The following is a 14,999-nucleotide window of genomic DNA, read 5'->3' as shown; positions in this document are numbered from 1 at the left end:
CATGACCTCATCCAATCACATCGCGCATGTTACGCTTGTTGCTTTCATAAATAGTGTCACGTGACACTAATATTTGGGCGGCGAACATGCTTCTGCAATCCCCTTGGTCACCACGACTTGCCGACATCGACGCGAATACCGCCGAGCGGTTGGTCCTCGCCCTCGCCGACGACATCATCGAGGGGCGGCTGACGGGAGGCGACCGTCTGCCCGCTCATCGCGATCTCGCGTTGAAACTGGGGATTGGCCTTGGCACGGTGACGAAAGCCTATGCCTCGCTTGAACGGCGAGGCCTGACGCGCAGCATCAAGGGCCGAGGAACTTTCGTGGCGATCCGCCAGGCGCATCACGATCGCCAGATCGACCTTTCGTCCAATGTGCCGCCAGCCATGCTCGACGCGCGCTTGCTGGCGCGAACGTTGACGGGGATCGCACGCAAGATCGATGCGGACCATCTCAATCTCTATGCCCCGCCCGCCGGACATATGGAGCACCGACGTGTGCTGGCTCGCTGGCTCGAAACGCTGGGCCTGATGGTGGAACCGACGCATCTGGTGCTAACGAGCGGCGCCCGTCAGGCGCTATCGTTGGCCTTCGATCTTGCCTGTGGCTCGCAGGGGCTGCTTCTGACCGAGCGGATCACCTATCCTGGCGCGATCGCGCTGGCTCGGCGTAGCGGATATCGGATGCAGGGCGTCGAGACCGACGCGCAGGGGATGGCGCCGGGGGCACTGGCGGACGCACTCGACGGCATCGCGTCGACCGGCAGCAAGGCGGTCTATCTCACGCCGACGCTGCACAACCCGACCACCGCAACGATGGGCACGGAACGAAGGCAGGCCATCGTGGATATTTGCCGCCGGGCGGGCGCGTGGATCATCGAGGACGGCGTCTATGCGTCGGCAGAGCCGGCTTCGCCACCGCTTGCGGCGTTGGCGCCCGAGATCACCTTGCATGTGAACGGGCTGTCCAAATCGCTCGGCCCCGGTTTGCAGATCGGCGTGCTCGCGCTGCCGGCCGGACTCAACGACGCAGCGGAAGACGCGCTGCGGGACCTGCCAATGGCGCCGTCGGCGCTCTCTTGCGCAGTGGTTGAGGAGTGGCTGGCCACCGACGTCATCTCCTCGATCCAGCGGGACCTCCACCACGAGGCGCGGCGTCGATCCAATCTGGCCATCTCTCTGCTCGGCGCGAGCGAAGTGGTCTCGCATCCCGGCGCCTACAACGCGTGGCTGCCGATGGAGCGTGACGCTGCCAATCGTGTCGCATCCGTCGCAGCAGCGATGCGTATCAAGGTGACCCCTCCGGAATCCATGATGGTGAACCCGGAGGATCGGGCGAGCGGAATTCGACTTTGCCTCGGCGGCCCGTCGTTCGACGATCTGACAGAAGCACTGACCCTTCTGGCAGGGCTGATGAAGCAGCGCGCGTGACGCCACCGGGCGAGCACCGTACTAGCCGTTTGGTCGCAGGGTTTTGTATCTCTCCCCACTAACGGTAATTGGCGGCTCTTTGGTCCGGCGATTACCAAATCGTGCAAACGATCTGCTTCGATTCCACACGCCACACGCCTCGCTCATTTCAACATTATAGAAATAATGTCAAACAATTGGGGTGTGATAATTGGATATTTAACGGTTTACGTTATATTATTAACGAAACTACCGACTCAAACCGTCATGTCCGACCTCGTTGCCGACGAATCCCGCCTGATCGCCGAAATCGACCGCCTGAGAGCCGATTTCCCGAAGACCCGCGAGCTCTATCGCGAGGTCTGCGCGTTGATGTTCTTCCGTTTCGGCGTCACGCCCACCGCGAACCGCCTTTACCAGCTCGTGCGCAAAGGCAGCATGAGCACGCCGACGGCGGTTCTCGGCGAGTTCTGGGCCGAGTTGCGGGAAAAGAGCCGGGTGCGCATCGAGCATCCGGATTTGCCGGCCGATCTGCAGGCGGCAGCCGGTGAGCTCGTCGCCGCGTTGTGGCGCCGCTCGAGTGCCGATGCCGCCGCAGCGCTCGATGCACTGCGCGCCGAAGTCGAAGCCGAGCGGGCCGCGGCGAAAGCGGAGGTCGCGGCATTGCAAGCCGACCTGTCCCGCACCGAAACCGCGCTGGAGCACCGCACGAGCGCGTTGCTGGCGGCCCAGGTGCGCATCCAGGAACTCGAGCAGGCGAGGGCGGCCGACGAAGCATCGCGCCGCGCGCTGCAAGCGGAAATCGAGCGGCTGAAGTCCGACAACGCGGACGCCGATCGCGCGCTGGCGCAGGCGCGTGCCGATTTCACGTCGCAACTCGACCGGCTGCGCGACGACGCGGGACGGGCCGAGGAACGCTTGCGTGCAGCGGAGAAGCGAGCGCTTCAGGAGATCGACCGCGAACGGCTCGCGGCCGCACGCGTTCAGAAGGAGTTCGACGCGGCCATGGCACGCGCCGAACAGCGCGATACGCAGCACCGCAAGGATCTCGCGGCATTGCAGGCGCAACTGGCCGATACGCAGCACCGCTGCGGCATGCTCGAAGGCCAGCTCGACGGGGCCCGCGCGGCCAATGCCGCGTACGTCGGCGAACTCGACGCATTGCGTGCCGAACGCGCGTCACGCGCCCCCGCGCGCCGGGCGCCGGGTCGACCGGCGGGCGGCACCCTGCGTGCGGCGAAACCGGTCGCGAGGAAGCGCGCCCCGAAACCCGCGTGACGTGGGCGCCACGGTGCGGCGACGACGTGTCCGCGACGCGGTGCGATTCGGGTAAAGTGCCGCTCAACTTGCCGGCTCGACGTTACTAGACGACCGGTCTAATCGTTGCTAAGATACGCCATCATGAATGCATCTTCAGGCGCGGAAGTCCGCCAGCACATCCTGAATATCGCGAAGCCGATCATGCTCCACAAGGGGTTTTCGGCGGTCGGTCTGAACGAGATTCTCGCCGCGGCGGGCATCCCGAAGGGCTCGTTCTACCATTACTTCGGCTCGAAGGAGGCGTTCGGCGAGGCGCTGCTCGAATCGTATTTCGAAGGCTATCTCGAGCACCTCGACAACCTGCTCAAGCACCCGGCCGGCACGGGCGCGCAGCGCCTGATGACGTACTGGGGCAACTGGCTGCGCACGCAGTGCGCGGACGATCCGGAAGGCAAGTGCCTCGCGGTGAAGCTCGGTGCGGAAGTGTCCGATCTGTCGGAGGCGATGCGCGCGGTCCTGCGGCGCGGCACCGGCCAGATCATCGAGCGGCTCGCGGGCGGGATCGAGGCCGGGTTGGCCGACGGTTCGCTGAGCGGCGTCGACGATCCGGCGCATACGGCCGCGATCCTTTACGAGCTGTGGCTGGGCGCGACGCTGCTGGAGAAGATTCACCGCGACCGCAAACCGCTCGAGCGCGCGATGCTCGAAACACGGCGGATGCTGAACCTGCCGTCCTTCGAGCCTGACGGAGTGCAGTCGTAATGTGGGCGCGCGCAGGCGCGCCTTGTTTTTTGCGTGAGCGCTAGACGACTGGTCTACTTACGCTGAAGTCACATTGTTTTACCCGCGAGGCGGCGGCCCCGCTGCCGGCTGATTCGCCGGCAACGCCGCAGCCTCGCGCATCACGGTTGTCCAACGTTGATCCGATCGTGCCCGTGCACGTCCCTTCCTGTTGACGGAGGTTCCCATGCCGCAAGGCAAGGCAGCAAACCGCAGAATCATTCTGAATGCGCGCCCGGTCGGCGCGCCCACCCCGAACGACTTTCGTCTCGAAACCGGCGACGTACCGGTGCCCGGTGCCGGCCAGATGCTGCTGCGCACGATCTGGCTGTCGCTCGACCCGTACATGCGCGGCCGGATGAGCGACGCGCCGTCGTATGCGCCGCCGGTCGAGCTCGGCGACGTGATGGTCGGCGGCACGGTCAGCCGTGTCGTGGCGTCGAACCTGCCCGCGTATCGCGAAGGCGACCTGGTCGTCGCGAGCGGCGGCTGGCAGGACTATTCGCTGTCCGATGGCAGCGGTCTCATTCCGCTCGGCCGCGACTTCGCACACCCGTCGCATGCGCTCGGCGTGCTCGGCATGCCGGGGTTCACCGCGTATACCGGGCTGCTGAAGATCGGCGAGCCGAAGGCCGGCGAAACCGTGGTCGTCGCCGCCGCGAGCGGGGCGGTCGGTGCGGTGGTCGGCCAGATCGCGAAGCTGAAGGGCTGCCGCGTGATCGGCGTCGCGGGCGGCGCCGACAAGGTCGCGTACGTGAAGGGCACGCTTGGCTTCGACGATTGCGTCGACCACCGCGATCCGCAATTCGCCGCCCGGCTGAAGGAAGCCTGTCCGAAGGGCATCGACGTCTATTTCGAGAACGTCGGCGGCGCCGTGTTCGATGCGGTGTGGCCGCTGCTCAACGAGCATGCGCGCGTGCCGGTGTGCGGAATCATTGCGCATTACAACGACGCGGCGTACGACGACACCGCGGTATCGGGCGGCCGCGATCGGGTGCCGGCGCTGATGGGCACGATCCTGCGCAAGCGCATCCGCATGCAGGGGTTCATCATTCTGGATCACTATGCGACTGGCTACGCGCCGTTCCTGAAGGAGATGAGCGAGTGGGTCGCGCAGGGCAAGGTGAAGACGCTAGAAGATGTGGTCCCCGACCTGGCTGACGCGCCGCAAGCGCTGATCGGCTTGCTCGCCGGCAAGAATTTCGGCAAGGTCGTCGTGCGCGTGGGTCCGGACGAACTGGCCTGACACCGGCGCAAGACGACACACGACGATTGCACGCTGGCGTCGCGAGACGCCGGCTTGTGGCATGCTCGATTCCGTTTCGAAAGGAGTGACAAAGATGGCGCTTCACGTGATTGCTTCCCTGTTCCTGAAACCCGAACACGCGCAGGCCGCCGAGGCCGAATTGCGCAGCATGGTCGCCAAGACGCGCGTCGAGCCGGGCAACCGGCGCTACGACCTGTTCCGCGAGCAGGACGGTTCGCCGAACCTGCACCTGTACGAGATCTACGACGACCAGGCCGCGTTCGACGCGCACCTCGCCAGCCCGCATTTCACGGAATTTCGCGTGAAGTCGGCCGACTGGTTCGCGGCGCCGCCCGTCATCAAGGTGCTGTCGGGCATCGACGTGGCCGAGTAACGACGCGGTACCCCCGTCACGGCCCGTTCTCGCCCGGGACCGTGCGGCAGCCGTCACGCATGACGCAACGGCGATGACAACGACAACGCGGCGCAGCGCATCGTTCGCGCCGCTTCCCCAATACACCGCCCCGGAGGCTGAATGGTCACCCTCAACATCAACGGCGAGAACCGCACGGTCGACGCCCCCGACGACATGCCCCTGCTGTGGGTCCTGCGCGACGTCGTCGGCCTGACCGGCACGAAATTCGGCTGCGGGATCGCGCAATGCGGCGCGTGCACCGTGCATCTCGACGGCGTCGCCGCACGTGCGTGCGTGCTGCCGGTCGCGGCCGTCGCGGGCCGCAGGATCACGACGATCGAAGCCGTCGGCGCGACGCCGGCCGGGCAGAAGGTCCAGCAGGCATGGCGCGAGCTCGACGTCGTCCAGTGCGGCTACTGCCAGTCCGGGCAGGTGATGGCGGCCACCGCGCTGATCGCATCGAACCCGAACCCGAGCGACGCCGACATCGACGCGGCGATGGCCGGCAACATCTGCCGCTGTGGTACCTACAACCGGATTCGCGCGGCGGTCAAACACGCCGCGAAGGGGGCATGAGATGAAACAGTCACCACGCTCACTTTGTTCGCTGCCCCGCGAGGGGGCGGTCAGCCTCGTTGAGGCGGCTCTGCGGAGGCTGACATGTCGCGAGGACTGATCGAAGCAGGTCGGGCCGGCGCGGGCGTGTCGCGCCGTTCGTTTCTCAAGGCGGGCATGTCGCTCGGCGCGGCGGCGGGCGGCGGCCTGCTGCTCGGCTTCAGCATGCCGGCGGCGGGCGATGATGCACGCCGCTCGGTGATCGGCGGCGATGCGGACGAAAGCGCGCGCGCCGGCGTATTCGCGCCGAACGCGTTCGTGCAGATCGACCGCGCCGGCAAGGTCACGCTCGTGATGCCGAAGGTCGAAATGGGCCAGGGCGTCTACACGGCGCTGCCGATGCTGATCGCCGAGGAACTCGAGGTGCCGCTGTCGAACGTCACGCTCGACCATGCGCCCCCGAACGAGAAGCTGTTCCTCGATCCGCTGCTCGGCGGCCAGCTGACCGGCGGCTCGACGTCGGTGCGCTACGCGTGGGAACCGCTGCGCCGCGCGGGCGCGACCGCACGCACGCTGCTGGTTTCGGCGGCGGCGAAACAATGGAACGTCGATCCGGCCACCTGCCGGGCGGCGAACGGCGAAGTGCAGCACACGGCGAGCGGCCGGCGCGCATCGTACGGCCAGCTCGCGGACGCCGCGTCGAAGCTGCCGGTGCCGAAGGACGTCGCACTGAAGCAGCCGGCCGATTTCAAGCTGATCGGCAAGCCGGTGAAGCGGCTCGACTCGCCGGAGAAGGTCGACGGCACCGCGCAGTTCGGGCTCGACGTGCGCGTGCCCGGCATGCTGTATGCGGTGATCGTGAACAGCCCGGTGTTCGGCGGCACGGTCGCGAGCGTCGACGACACGGCCGCGAAGAAGATCCCCGGCGTGCGCCAGGTGGTGCGCGCGGACAACGCGGTCGCGGTGGTCGGCGATCACACGTGGGCCGCGAAGCGCGGCGCGTCGGCGCTCGTCGTGAAGTGGAACGAAGGCGCGGGCGCGAAGGTGTCGACGAAGGACATCGTCGCCGATCTCGCGCAGGCCGCAGCGAATGGCAAGGGCGCGGTCGCGCGCAAGGACGGCGACGTCGGCCGCGCGTTCGCGAACGCGAAGACGCGCATCGATGCCGTCTACGAACAGCCGCTCCTTGCGCACGCAACGATGGAGCCGGTGAACTGCACGGTGCACGTGCGCGGCGACGGCTGCGAGATCTGGGTCGGCACGCAGGTGCCGACGCGGGCGGTCGACACCGTGCAGAAGCTCACGGGTCTCGCGCCCGACCGGATCGTCGTGCACAACCACCTGCTCGGCGGCGGTTTCGGCCGACGGCTCGAAACGGACATGATCGGCCAGGCCGTGAAGATCGCGAAGCAGGTCAACGCGCCGGTGAAGGTCGTGTGGACGCGCGAGGAAGACATCCAGCACGACATGTATCGCCCGTACTACTACGACCGGATCTCGGCCGGCCTCGACGCGAACGGCAAGCCGGTCGCATGGCAGCACCGGATCGTCGGTTCGTCGATCCTCGCGCGCTTCGCACCGCCGGCCTTCAAGGACGGCGTCGATCCCGACGCGGTCGAGGTTGCCAACGACCTGCCGTACGACCTGCCGAACCAGTTGATCGACTACGTGCGCCAGGAACCGCGCCACGTGCCGACCGCGTTCTGGCGCGGCGTCGGGCCGACCCGCAGCACGTTCGTCGTCGAGAGCTTCATCGACGAACTCGCCGCGCAGGCCAAGACCGATCCCGTCCAGTACCGCCGCGCGCTGCTCGACAAGACGCCGCGTGCGCGCAACGTGCTCGACGTCGCGACGAAGGCGGCGGGCTGGGGCACGCCGCTGCCGAAGGGGCAAGGGCGCGGCGTATCGGTGATGCACGCGTTCGGCAGCTTCTTCTCGATCGTCATCGACGTCGCGGTGGAAGGCGGCGAAGTGCAGGTCAAGCGTGCCGTGTGCGCGGTCGACTGCGGGATGGCCGTGAATCCGAGCACGATCGAGGCGCAGGTGCAGGGCGGCATCATCTTCGGGATCACGGGCGCGCTGTATGGCGAGATCACGATCGAGGACGGCCGCGTCGTGCAGAGCAACTTCACCGACTACCGGGTGATGCGCATCAACGAGACGCCGCCGATCGAGGTTCATCTCGTCAAAAGCGCCGAGGCGCCGGGCGGAATCGGCGAGCCGGGCACCGCGGCGACCGCGGCTGCCGTGTCGAACGCGATCTTCGCGGCGACCGGCACGCGGCTGCGCAAGCTGCCGGTCGGCAACCAGCTGAAGACGGCTTGAGGGGAGGACACGAACCATGCGAAACCTCACCTCGAATCGTCCGAACCGCCTGAATCGCGCCGCTCGCACGTTCGGCACGTCGTTGATCGCGCTGTCCGCACTGATGGCCGGCACGACGGCGCACGCCGCGCAAGCGGCGGCCGCCGACAGCGCGCTGGTCGCACGCGGCGCGTATCTCGCGAAGGCCGGCGATTGCGTCGCGTGCCACACCGCGCCGCGCGGCACGCCGTTCGCCGGCGGCCTGAAGATGGTCACGCCGATGGGCGCGATCTACACGACCAACATCACGCCCGACCCGGACACGGGCATCGGCGGCTATACGGAAGCCGATTTTGCGAACGCGTTGCGCAAGGGCGTCGCGAAGGACGGCCACAACCTGTATCCGGCGATGCCGTATCCGTCGTACGCGAAGCTGAAGGACGACGACGTGAAGGCGCTGTACGCGTACTTCATGCACGGCGTCGAGCCGGTGAAGCAGGCGAACCGGGCGTCCGACATCCCGTGGCCGCTCAACATGCGCTGGCCGCTCGCGTTGTGGAACATGGTGTTCCTCGATACGACGCCTTATGCCGACAAGCCGGCCAAGGACGCGATGTGGAACCGCGGCGCGTATCTCGTGCAGGGGCTCGGGCACTGCGGATCGTGCCATACGCCGCGCGGTGTCGGCTTCCAAGAGAAGGCGCTGGACGAGGGCGGTTCGGCGTTCCTGTCGGGCGCGCCGATCGACAACTGGTTCGCGTCGAACCTGACCGGCGAGCACAATACCGGGCTGGGCCGCTGGAGCGATGCGGATATCGCGCAATTCCTGAAGACCGGCGCGAACCGGCATGCGACCGCGTTCGGCTCGATGGTCAGCGTGATCAACCACAGCACGCAGGAACTGACCGACGACGATCTGGCGGCGATGTCCCGCTACCTGAAATCGCTGCCGGCAGCGGGCGGCACGGGCGCGCCGCCTTACCGTTATGAGCCGAAGGCGACGCAGGTCGTGTTGGGCCGGCCGGCGAACGATCCGGGCGCAAAGGTGTATAACGCTTACTGCCTGCATTGTCATGGCGCGGACGGCCGCGGCTACGCGCCGCTGCTCGCGCCGCTCGCCGGCAACCCGAACGTGCTCGAGGCCGATGCCGCGTCGCTGATCAACGTGACGTTGAACGGCAGCGAGTCGCTCGTGATCGGTGGCGTGCCGTCCGCGTACCCGATGCCGGCGTTCGCGAACCAGCTGAACGACCAGCAGATCGCCGACGTGCTGACGTTCATGCGCGCCGGCTGGAACAACGGCGCGCCGGCCGTGCAGGCGGCGGAGGTCGCGAAACTCCGCAAGGCGACGGCGGCCGCGCGCTGAGCGCTGAGCGCCGAGCGCGGCCGACCGTGGCGGACGACGACGGGCATGCGTGCCGCACGCCGGTCGTCGCACATTGCCGGGTGCAGGGCGCCCGGTGGCGCAGCTCTTTCTGTCAACCGGCGTGCGGCCGTTCGCGGCCGCGCGCGTTTTATCGACGTAAAACTGGGGTGTCTGGATGGCTAACGTGACTTATACGGATACGCAACTGCTGATCGACGGCGAGTGGGTCGACGCCGCGAGCGGCAAGACGATCGACGTCGTGAACCCGGCGACGGGCAAGGCGATCGGCAAGGTGGCCCACGCGGGCATCGCCGATCTCGACCGCGCGCTGGCCGCGGCGCAGCGCGGTTTCGAAGCATGGCGCAAGGTGCCCGCGCACGAGCGCGCGGCGACGATGCGCAAGGCGGCCGCGCTGGTGCGCGAGCGCGCCGACACGATCGCGCAGCTGATGACGCAGGAGCAGGGCAAGCCGCTCACGGAAGCGCGTGTGGAAGTGCTGTCGGCCGCCGACATCATCGAATGGTTCGCGGACGAAGGCCGCCGCGTGTATGGCCGGATCGTGCCGCCGCGCAATCTCGGCGCGCAGCAGACCGTCGTGAAGGAGCCGGTCGGACCGGTCGCGGCGTTCACGCCGTGGAATTTCCCGGTCAACCAGGTCGTGCGCAAGCTGAGCGCCGCGCTGGCGACCGGCTGTTCGTTCCTCGTGAAGGCGCCGGAAGAAACCCCGGCATCGCCGGCCGCGCTGCTGCGCGCGTTCGTCGACGCGGGCGTGCCGGCCGGTGTGATCGGTCTCGTGTACGGCGATCCGGCGGAAATCTCGTCGTACCTGATTCCGCATCCGGTGATCCGCAAGGTGACGTTCACGGGCTCGACGCCGGTCGGCAAGCAGCTCGCGGCGCTCGCGGGCCAGCACATGAAGCGCGCGACGATGGAACTGGGCGGCCACGCGCCGGTGATCGTCGCCGAGGACGCGGACGTCGCGCTGGCGGTGAAGGCCGCCGGTGGCGCGAAGTTCCGCAACGCGGGCCAGGTGTGCATCTCGCCGACGCGTTTCCTCGTGCACAACAGCATCCGCGACGAATTCACGCGTGCGCTGGTCGCGCATGCGCAGGGGCTGAAGGTCGGCAACGGCCTCGAGGAAGGCACGACGCTCGGCGCGCTGGCGAACCCGCGCCGGCTGACCGCGATGGCGTCGGTCGTCGAGAATGCGCGCAAGGTCGGCGCGAGCATCGAGACGGGCGGCGAACGGATCGGCTCGGAAGGCAACTTCTTCGCGCCGACCGTGATCGCGAACGTGCCGCTCGAAGCGGACGTGTTCAACAACGAGCCGTTCGGCCCGGTCGCGGCGATCCGCGGTTTCGACAAGCTCGAGGATGCGATCGCCGAAGCCAATCGCCTGCCGTTCGGGCTGGCCGGCTATGCGTTCACGCGTTCGTTCGCGAACGTGCACCTGCTGACGCAGCGCCTCGAAGTCGGGATGCTGTGGATCAACCAGCCGGCGACGCCGTGGCCGGAAATGCCGTTCGGCGGCGTGAAGGATTCGGGCTACGGGTCGGAAGGCGGGCCGGAAGCGCTGGAGCCGTATCTCGTCACGAAGTCGGTGACGGTGATGGCGGTCTGACGACCGGGTGGTCGCGTGCGTGCCGCCGTTTGCGCGGTGCGCACGCGGCATGGCGTTGCCGAGAGCCGGGTGTTCTGCCCGGCCTTGTTTTTTCTGATTCGTTCACCGTCGGTCACCGCGGCGTCCAGTCTCGCCCGGATCACGAGCACTCCATCGCCACGGCGTTTGTCGATTGACTGAGCCTGATCTCGCCCAGGTAGGCGCTGTCGCCCAATCTGCACTCGCGCCAGGCATTGCCGCGGGCATGCCGGATTTGGACTCTGTAGAGGCCGCTGCCCCTGGCCAGGCCGTCGAACCGGAAATCGCCGAAGCCGTCCGAGACGGTTTCGGCTACCTGCCGATTACCTGCATATAAGACGACGACCGCATCCGTGACACACTCGACCACGTCTCCTGCCTGGGCACTGACACTTCCGCCGACGAAGCACGTTTCCCACCGCTCGAGGCCGCTATACCACACGCGGGGCTTCGTGCTCAGGTTGGCTCGCAATACCTTGAGTCCCTCGCGCCTGGCCTTCTCGGCCATCGCCGTGTCATCGAGCTTGACCGTCTCGAAGACATCGGTGGGGCACGACTGCTGACAACGCGGGCGGGACCAGCCCTGGTCGAGCAAATGCGCATCGAAGATCCAGATCTGGGGCAGTTGCAGTTCTTCGTTCCACACGATCGCCTTGTAAGGGCACGCCTTGACGATGTCCTTTCGGCCTCGCGCCTTGTCCGGATCGATGATGACGATGCCGTCGGCGCGCTTGCGAATGGCGCTGCCGCCCACACGCATGCAGGGCGCGTCGTCGCAGTGGTTGCACATGACCGGCAGATAAGTGGTCTCGATCATGTGCGAAGCACCCTGTACACGACGCAGGATGCGGATGGGGCTTTCGGCACTGGCCGAAGCGGGTGCCGCGTAGCCGGGGAAATCATTGCCGACGTGCTCGTCCCGCGCGGCGATCACGCAGTTCTGGCAGTTCTCGCAACGGCCGACGTTGATGATCAGGTTCCACTTGCTCATTTGAAATTCCTCACGCTGCGCGACCGAGCATGAATGCCTCGGCACCGCGCCATTTCTCGACCTGCACCAGGCAGGAATTCGGGCTCATGCTGCTGGTGCCGGCGGTCTGAGGCCGGTCGGGGGTCAGCATGTTCATGCAGCCGCCGATCTCGACCTGCTCGCCATCGATTTCGATCAGCTGAAACTCAGCGCTCGCCTCGTAGGATTTCACCACTCCGGCGTTCACCAGGGGCGAGACATCGGCCGCACAGATCACGGCGCCGCGGTCGTTGTGTACTTTGACGAGATCGCGATGGGCGATGCATCGAACAGCGGCGTCTGCCGGGTTGAGCCTCAGCAGCCAGAACCGGTGCCCCGCGATCAGCGCGCGATGATCGTCGATGCCGTTCACGGCAGAATTCTTTCCGTCACCGTGGGTATGAAAGCTGTAGCGGCTGTGGGTGGCGATCAGTTGCAGCGGGTAGCGCCGGGCCAGGTCCGAGCGCAACCCCTCCCAGGAGGGGATATATCGGTTGAGCGGGGGGCGCTCCGGATTGTCCGCGGTGTGCCGCTTCAGCAACTCGGGCACGAACTCCAGCTTGCCGCTCGGCGTCTGCAGGCCCTTGCCGAACCGTTCCGAGAACTGTGACGGCAGCGGATGAGGTTCCGGCAGGTCCTTCTTCCTGTCTTCCGCAAACCAGCGCATATCCACGGGATGGCGCAACTCGGGCTTTTCGGGCGGCACGACGAAATAGCCTTTGCGGCAAAATTCGCGCCACGAAATGTGATCGGGCAGATCCGACGAGTCGAAGACGCGCTTGACCCAGTCGAGATCCCCGCAGCCTTCGGTGAAAATGCCACCCAGGCCCAACCGGGTCAGGATGGCAGTGAAAATGTCGTAGTCGGAGCGGGACTCGCCCAGGGGTTCGATGCACTTGTGCTGCAGCGTCAGCATGCGATGGTTGACCGTGCCATACCCGTGGTGGGCGTAGCCGCCCGAATTCGCCCATTCTCCGATGTCCCAACGCTCCAGCGAAGTGCACGCGGGCAGGATGATGTCGGCGAACTGGGCTTCGCCCTCCATCCAGATCGACTGATTGACGACGAACTCGATGCTCGAGTGCCGGTAGGCCTGCGTCCAGCGTCCGGAATTCGTCACGGTACTGAACGCGGATCCGCCGTAGCGATAGATCATGTGGATCGGCGAATAGCCGGGCATCGGGTAGGTGAACGGTGCAAACTGGGCTTCCTGCGACATGCCGTCCCAGAGATAACCGGTGGCGTGACCGTTGAGGATCGCATCGGGCATCTGCTGTCGCGGCACCATTTGCTTGACGGGATTCATGGTCAGGATATGCGGCATGCGCTGGTAGTTGTCCACCGCATTGGCGGTCCACGCCAGGTCGCCTGAAATGCCGCCGTCCGCGTAGCCGGGGAAGTAGAACTGGAGATCGTGCGGGACGCCGATTTCGAGGCAGCCGAAATTCACCCCGGGCTTGCCCCAGCCCTGCATGGACATCATCATGATCATGCAGCGCGCCCATTGCGCGCCGGTCGCCCCGCGGCCTGCGCCGCCGAATCCCGCGCCGGTCATCCCGACGGCGAGATGCACCTTCTTCTTCCCCCACAGGCGCGCAAGCGCACGGGCGTCCTTGGCCGGCACGCCGGTCTCGCTCTCCTGCCACTCGGGCGTCTTGGGGGTACCGTCGGTTTCGCCCAGCAGGTAGGCTTTCCAATCGTCGAAACCGGTCGTGCGCGTCGCGACGTAATCCTTGTCGTACAGGCCCTCCACGGTCCAGACGTACATGATGGCGGTTGCCAGGGCAGCATCGGTTTGCGGCCGGATCGGGATCCAGCGCCCGCCCAGCAGCTGTGCGGTGGGATTGCAGTGCGGGTCGATGTGAACGAACTCGATGCCGAGTTCCTTGGCCCACAGGCGGCGCGGGGTTCCCTCGAATCCTGCGTAGGCTCCGTTGGTACTTTCGGGGTCGCAGGACCAGAAGACGATCATTTCGGCCTCCTTGAGACCGTCCTCGAGGCCGCCGTAGCCGGAGGGCACGCCGACGCGCATCGAGTTGCCGAAATGATGCATCGCGCCCCAGTACCAGCCTTCCCAGCTGTCCGGATTCGCGGCGACCCGGGTGAAGCCGATCAGGTTGGCGAAGCGCGTCAGCGCGCTGAGGTAGTAGCCGACGTTGCCCCACTGGTGGTGGGACGACATCGGGAAAGTGATGGAACCGGGGCCGTGAACACGCTTCTGCCGGTTGATCTCCCTGGCGACGATGTCCAGGGCCTCGTCCCAGCTGATACGCACATAGCCGGACTTGCCCCGGTTCTGCGGATTGCGCTCGCCGTCCGGGTCGAAGTCGACCCGTTTCATCGGGTGAAGGATGCGCTTGTCGGAGTAGACCAGCGACTTGAGGGTCAACGCGTGGGGCGCGACCAGTCCGCGCCGTGGCGGGCTGAAGCGGCGTCCACGTGCCTCGATCACCCAGCTTGACGCATCCGTATCGTCCAGCTCGATGGGCGTCACGCGGACGATGCGGCCATCCTTGACGTAGACGAACAGGGGGCCGCCATTGGTGCAGGTGGTGTAGCGTCGGGTGCCGTCGCGCATGGGCGTGCCCATCGTCAGGCCGACCGTGCGCATCATGCTCAGGGTTTGCATGAGCCAGACCAGCAGTTCGTCCTCGCCCTCGGTGACCACCTTGAAGTTCTTGGCGGCGTGGACGATCTCGCCCTGGTCCGGGTTCGGGGAAAGGAACTTCAGGGCGGTGGCGACGTCCTTGAAGGCCATGCGCACATCGGGCCGCGCATGCTTGCCGGCGCGCGACCGAATGCGGCCATTCCTGAACTCGATGGCGCGACCGATGCTTTGATCCATGAGCCCGATCCACGCGACGAGATTGCGCTCCTTGAGGCGATCGCGGTAGGCGGGGAAGCGGCGCGCCGTCAGGTCCAGAACCTTGGGCAATGCAAAAAGAATGGTCTTGAGAGCCTGTCGTTTCATCGTTCGATCCAAAGTGTTGCTTCCATGCGGGGGGCTGGCATC

Annotated in this window: 11 protein-coding genes; 9 read left to right on the top strand and 2 right to left on the bottom strand. The window is 66.4% G+C overall.

Going from position 1 to position 14,999, the window contains the following annotated elements; genetic code table 11:
- Positions 1–86: 86 nt before the first annotated feature.
- From DID98_RS00525 to DID98_RS00485, 9 genes are all read left to right on the top strand, one after another.
- Complete coding sequence (locus tag DID98_RS00525; protein ID WP_124484830.1) at positions 87–1,433, top strand: PLP-dependent aminotransferase family protein; 1,347 nt, start codon at positions 87–89, stop codon at positions 1,431–1,433.
- A gap of 246 nt (positions 1,434–1,679) precedes the next feature.
- The gene (locus DID98_RS00520; RefSeq protein ID WP_124570088.1) at positions 1,680–2,690 is read left to right on the top strand and encodes a DNA-binding protein; all 1,011 of its coding nucleotides are present in this window, start codon (positions 1,680–1,682) and stop codon (positions 2,688–2,690) included.
- 123 nt (positions 2,691–2,813) lie between these two features.
- A complete protein-coding gene (locus tag DID98_RS00515) occupies positions 2,814–3,434 on the top strand; it encodes a TetR/AcrR family transcriptional regulator (protein WP_124570027.1) in 621 nt (206 codons plus the stop codon).
- A gap of 205 nt (positions 3,435–3,639) precedes the next feature.
- Entirely contained in the window at positions 3,640–4,698 is a 1,059-nt protein-coding gene (locus tag DID98_RS00510) for an NADP-dependent oxidoreductase (RefSeq protein ID WP_124570025.1), read from the top strand.
- Positions 4,699–4,792: 94 nt separating this feature from the next.
- Positions 4,793–5,092: a putative quinol monooxygenase gene (locus tag DID98_RS00505; protein ID WP_044843118.1), complete on the top strand. Its 300-nt coding sequence runs from the start codon at positions 4,793–4,795 to the stop codon at positions 5,090–5,092.
- A 141-nt stretch (positions 5,093–5,233) separates the two neighbouring features.
- The gene (locus DID98_RS00500; RefSeq protein WP_124484828.1) at positions 5,234–5,689 is read left to right on the top strand and encodes a (2Fe-2S)-binding protein; all 456 of its coding nucleotides are present in this window, start codon (positions 5,234–5,236) and stop codon (positions 5,687–5,689) included.
- Positions 5,690–5,773: 84 nt separating this feature from the next.
- Positions 5,774–7,993 (top strand): xanthine dehydrogenase family protein molybdopterin-binding subunit, encoded by a 2,220-nt coding sequence (locus DID98_RS00495; RefSeq protein WP_124570023.1) that lies wholly within the window; start codon positions 5,774–5,776, stop codon positions 7,991–7,993.
- Positions 7,994–8,009: 16 nt separating this feature from the next.
- The gene (locus DID98_RS00490) at positions 8,010–9,338 is read left to right on the top strand and encodes a cytochrome c (protein WP_185640810.1); all 1,329 of its coding nucleotides are present in this window, start codon (positions 8,010–8,012) and stop codon (positions 9,336–9,338) included.
- Positions 9,339–9,513: 175 nt separating this feature from the next.
- Complete coding sequence (locus tag DID98_RS00485) at positions 9,514–10,959, top strand: NAD-dependent succinate-semialdehyde dehydrogenase (RefSeq protein WP_124519460.1); 1,446 nt, start codon at positions 9,514–9,516, stop codon at positions 10,957–10,959.
- Positions 10,960–11,098: 139 nt separating this feature from the next.
- On the opposite strand, the gene DID98_RS00480 is transcribed toward DID98_RS00485, so the two are convergent.
- Both DID98_RS00480 and DID98_RS00475 read right to left on the bottom strand, forming a co-directional pair.
- Positions 11,099–11,968, bottom strand: coding sequence for a 4Fe-4S dicluster domain-containing protein (locus DID98_RS00480; protein WP_124570021.1), 870 nt, complete (start codon positions 11,966–11,968; stop codon positions 11,099–11,101).
- Positions 11,969–11,978: 10 nt separating this feature from the next.
- Complete coding sequence (locus tag DID98_RS00475) at positions 11,979–14,957, bottom strand: molybdopterin-dependent oxidoreductase (protein ID WP_124570019.1); 2,979 nt, start codon at positions 14,955–14,957, stop codon at positions 11,979–11,981.
- Between the last annotated feature and the right edge of the window lie 42 nt (positions 14,958–14,999).

Source organism: Burkholderia sp. Bp8984 (genome assembly GCF_003853755.1).
GTDB lineage: Bacteria > Pseudomonadota > Gammaproteobacteria > Burkholderiales > Burkholderiaceae > Burkholderia.
This window is presented reverse-complemented; position numbering and strand designations above follow the sequence as displayed.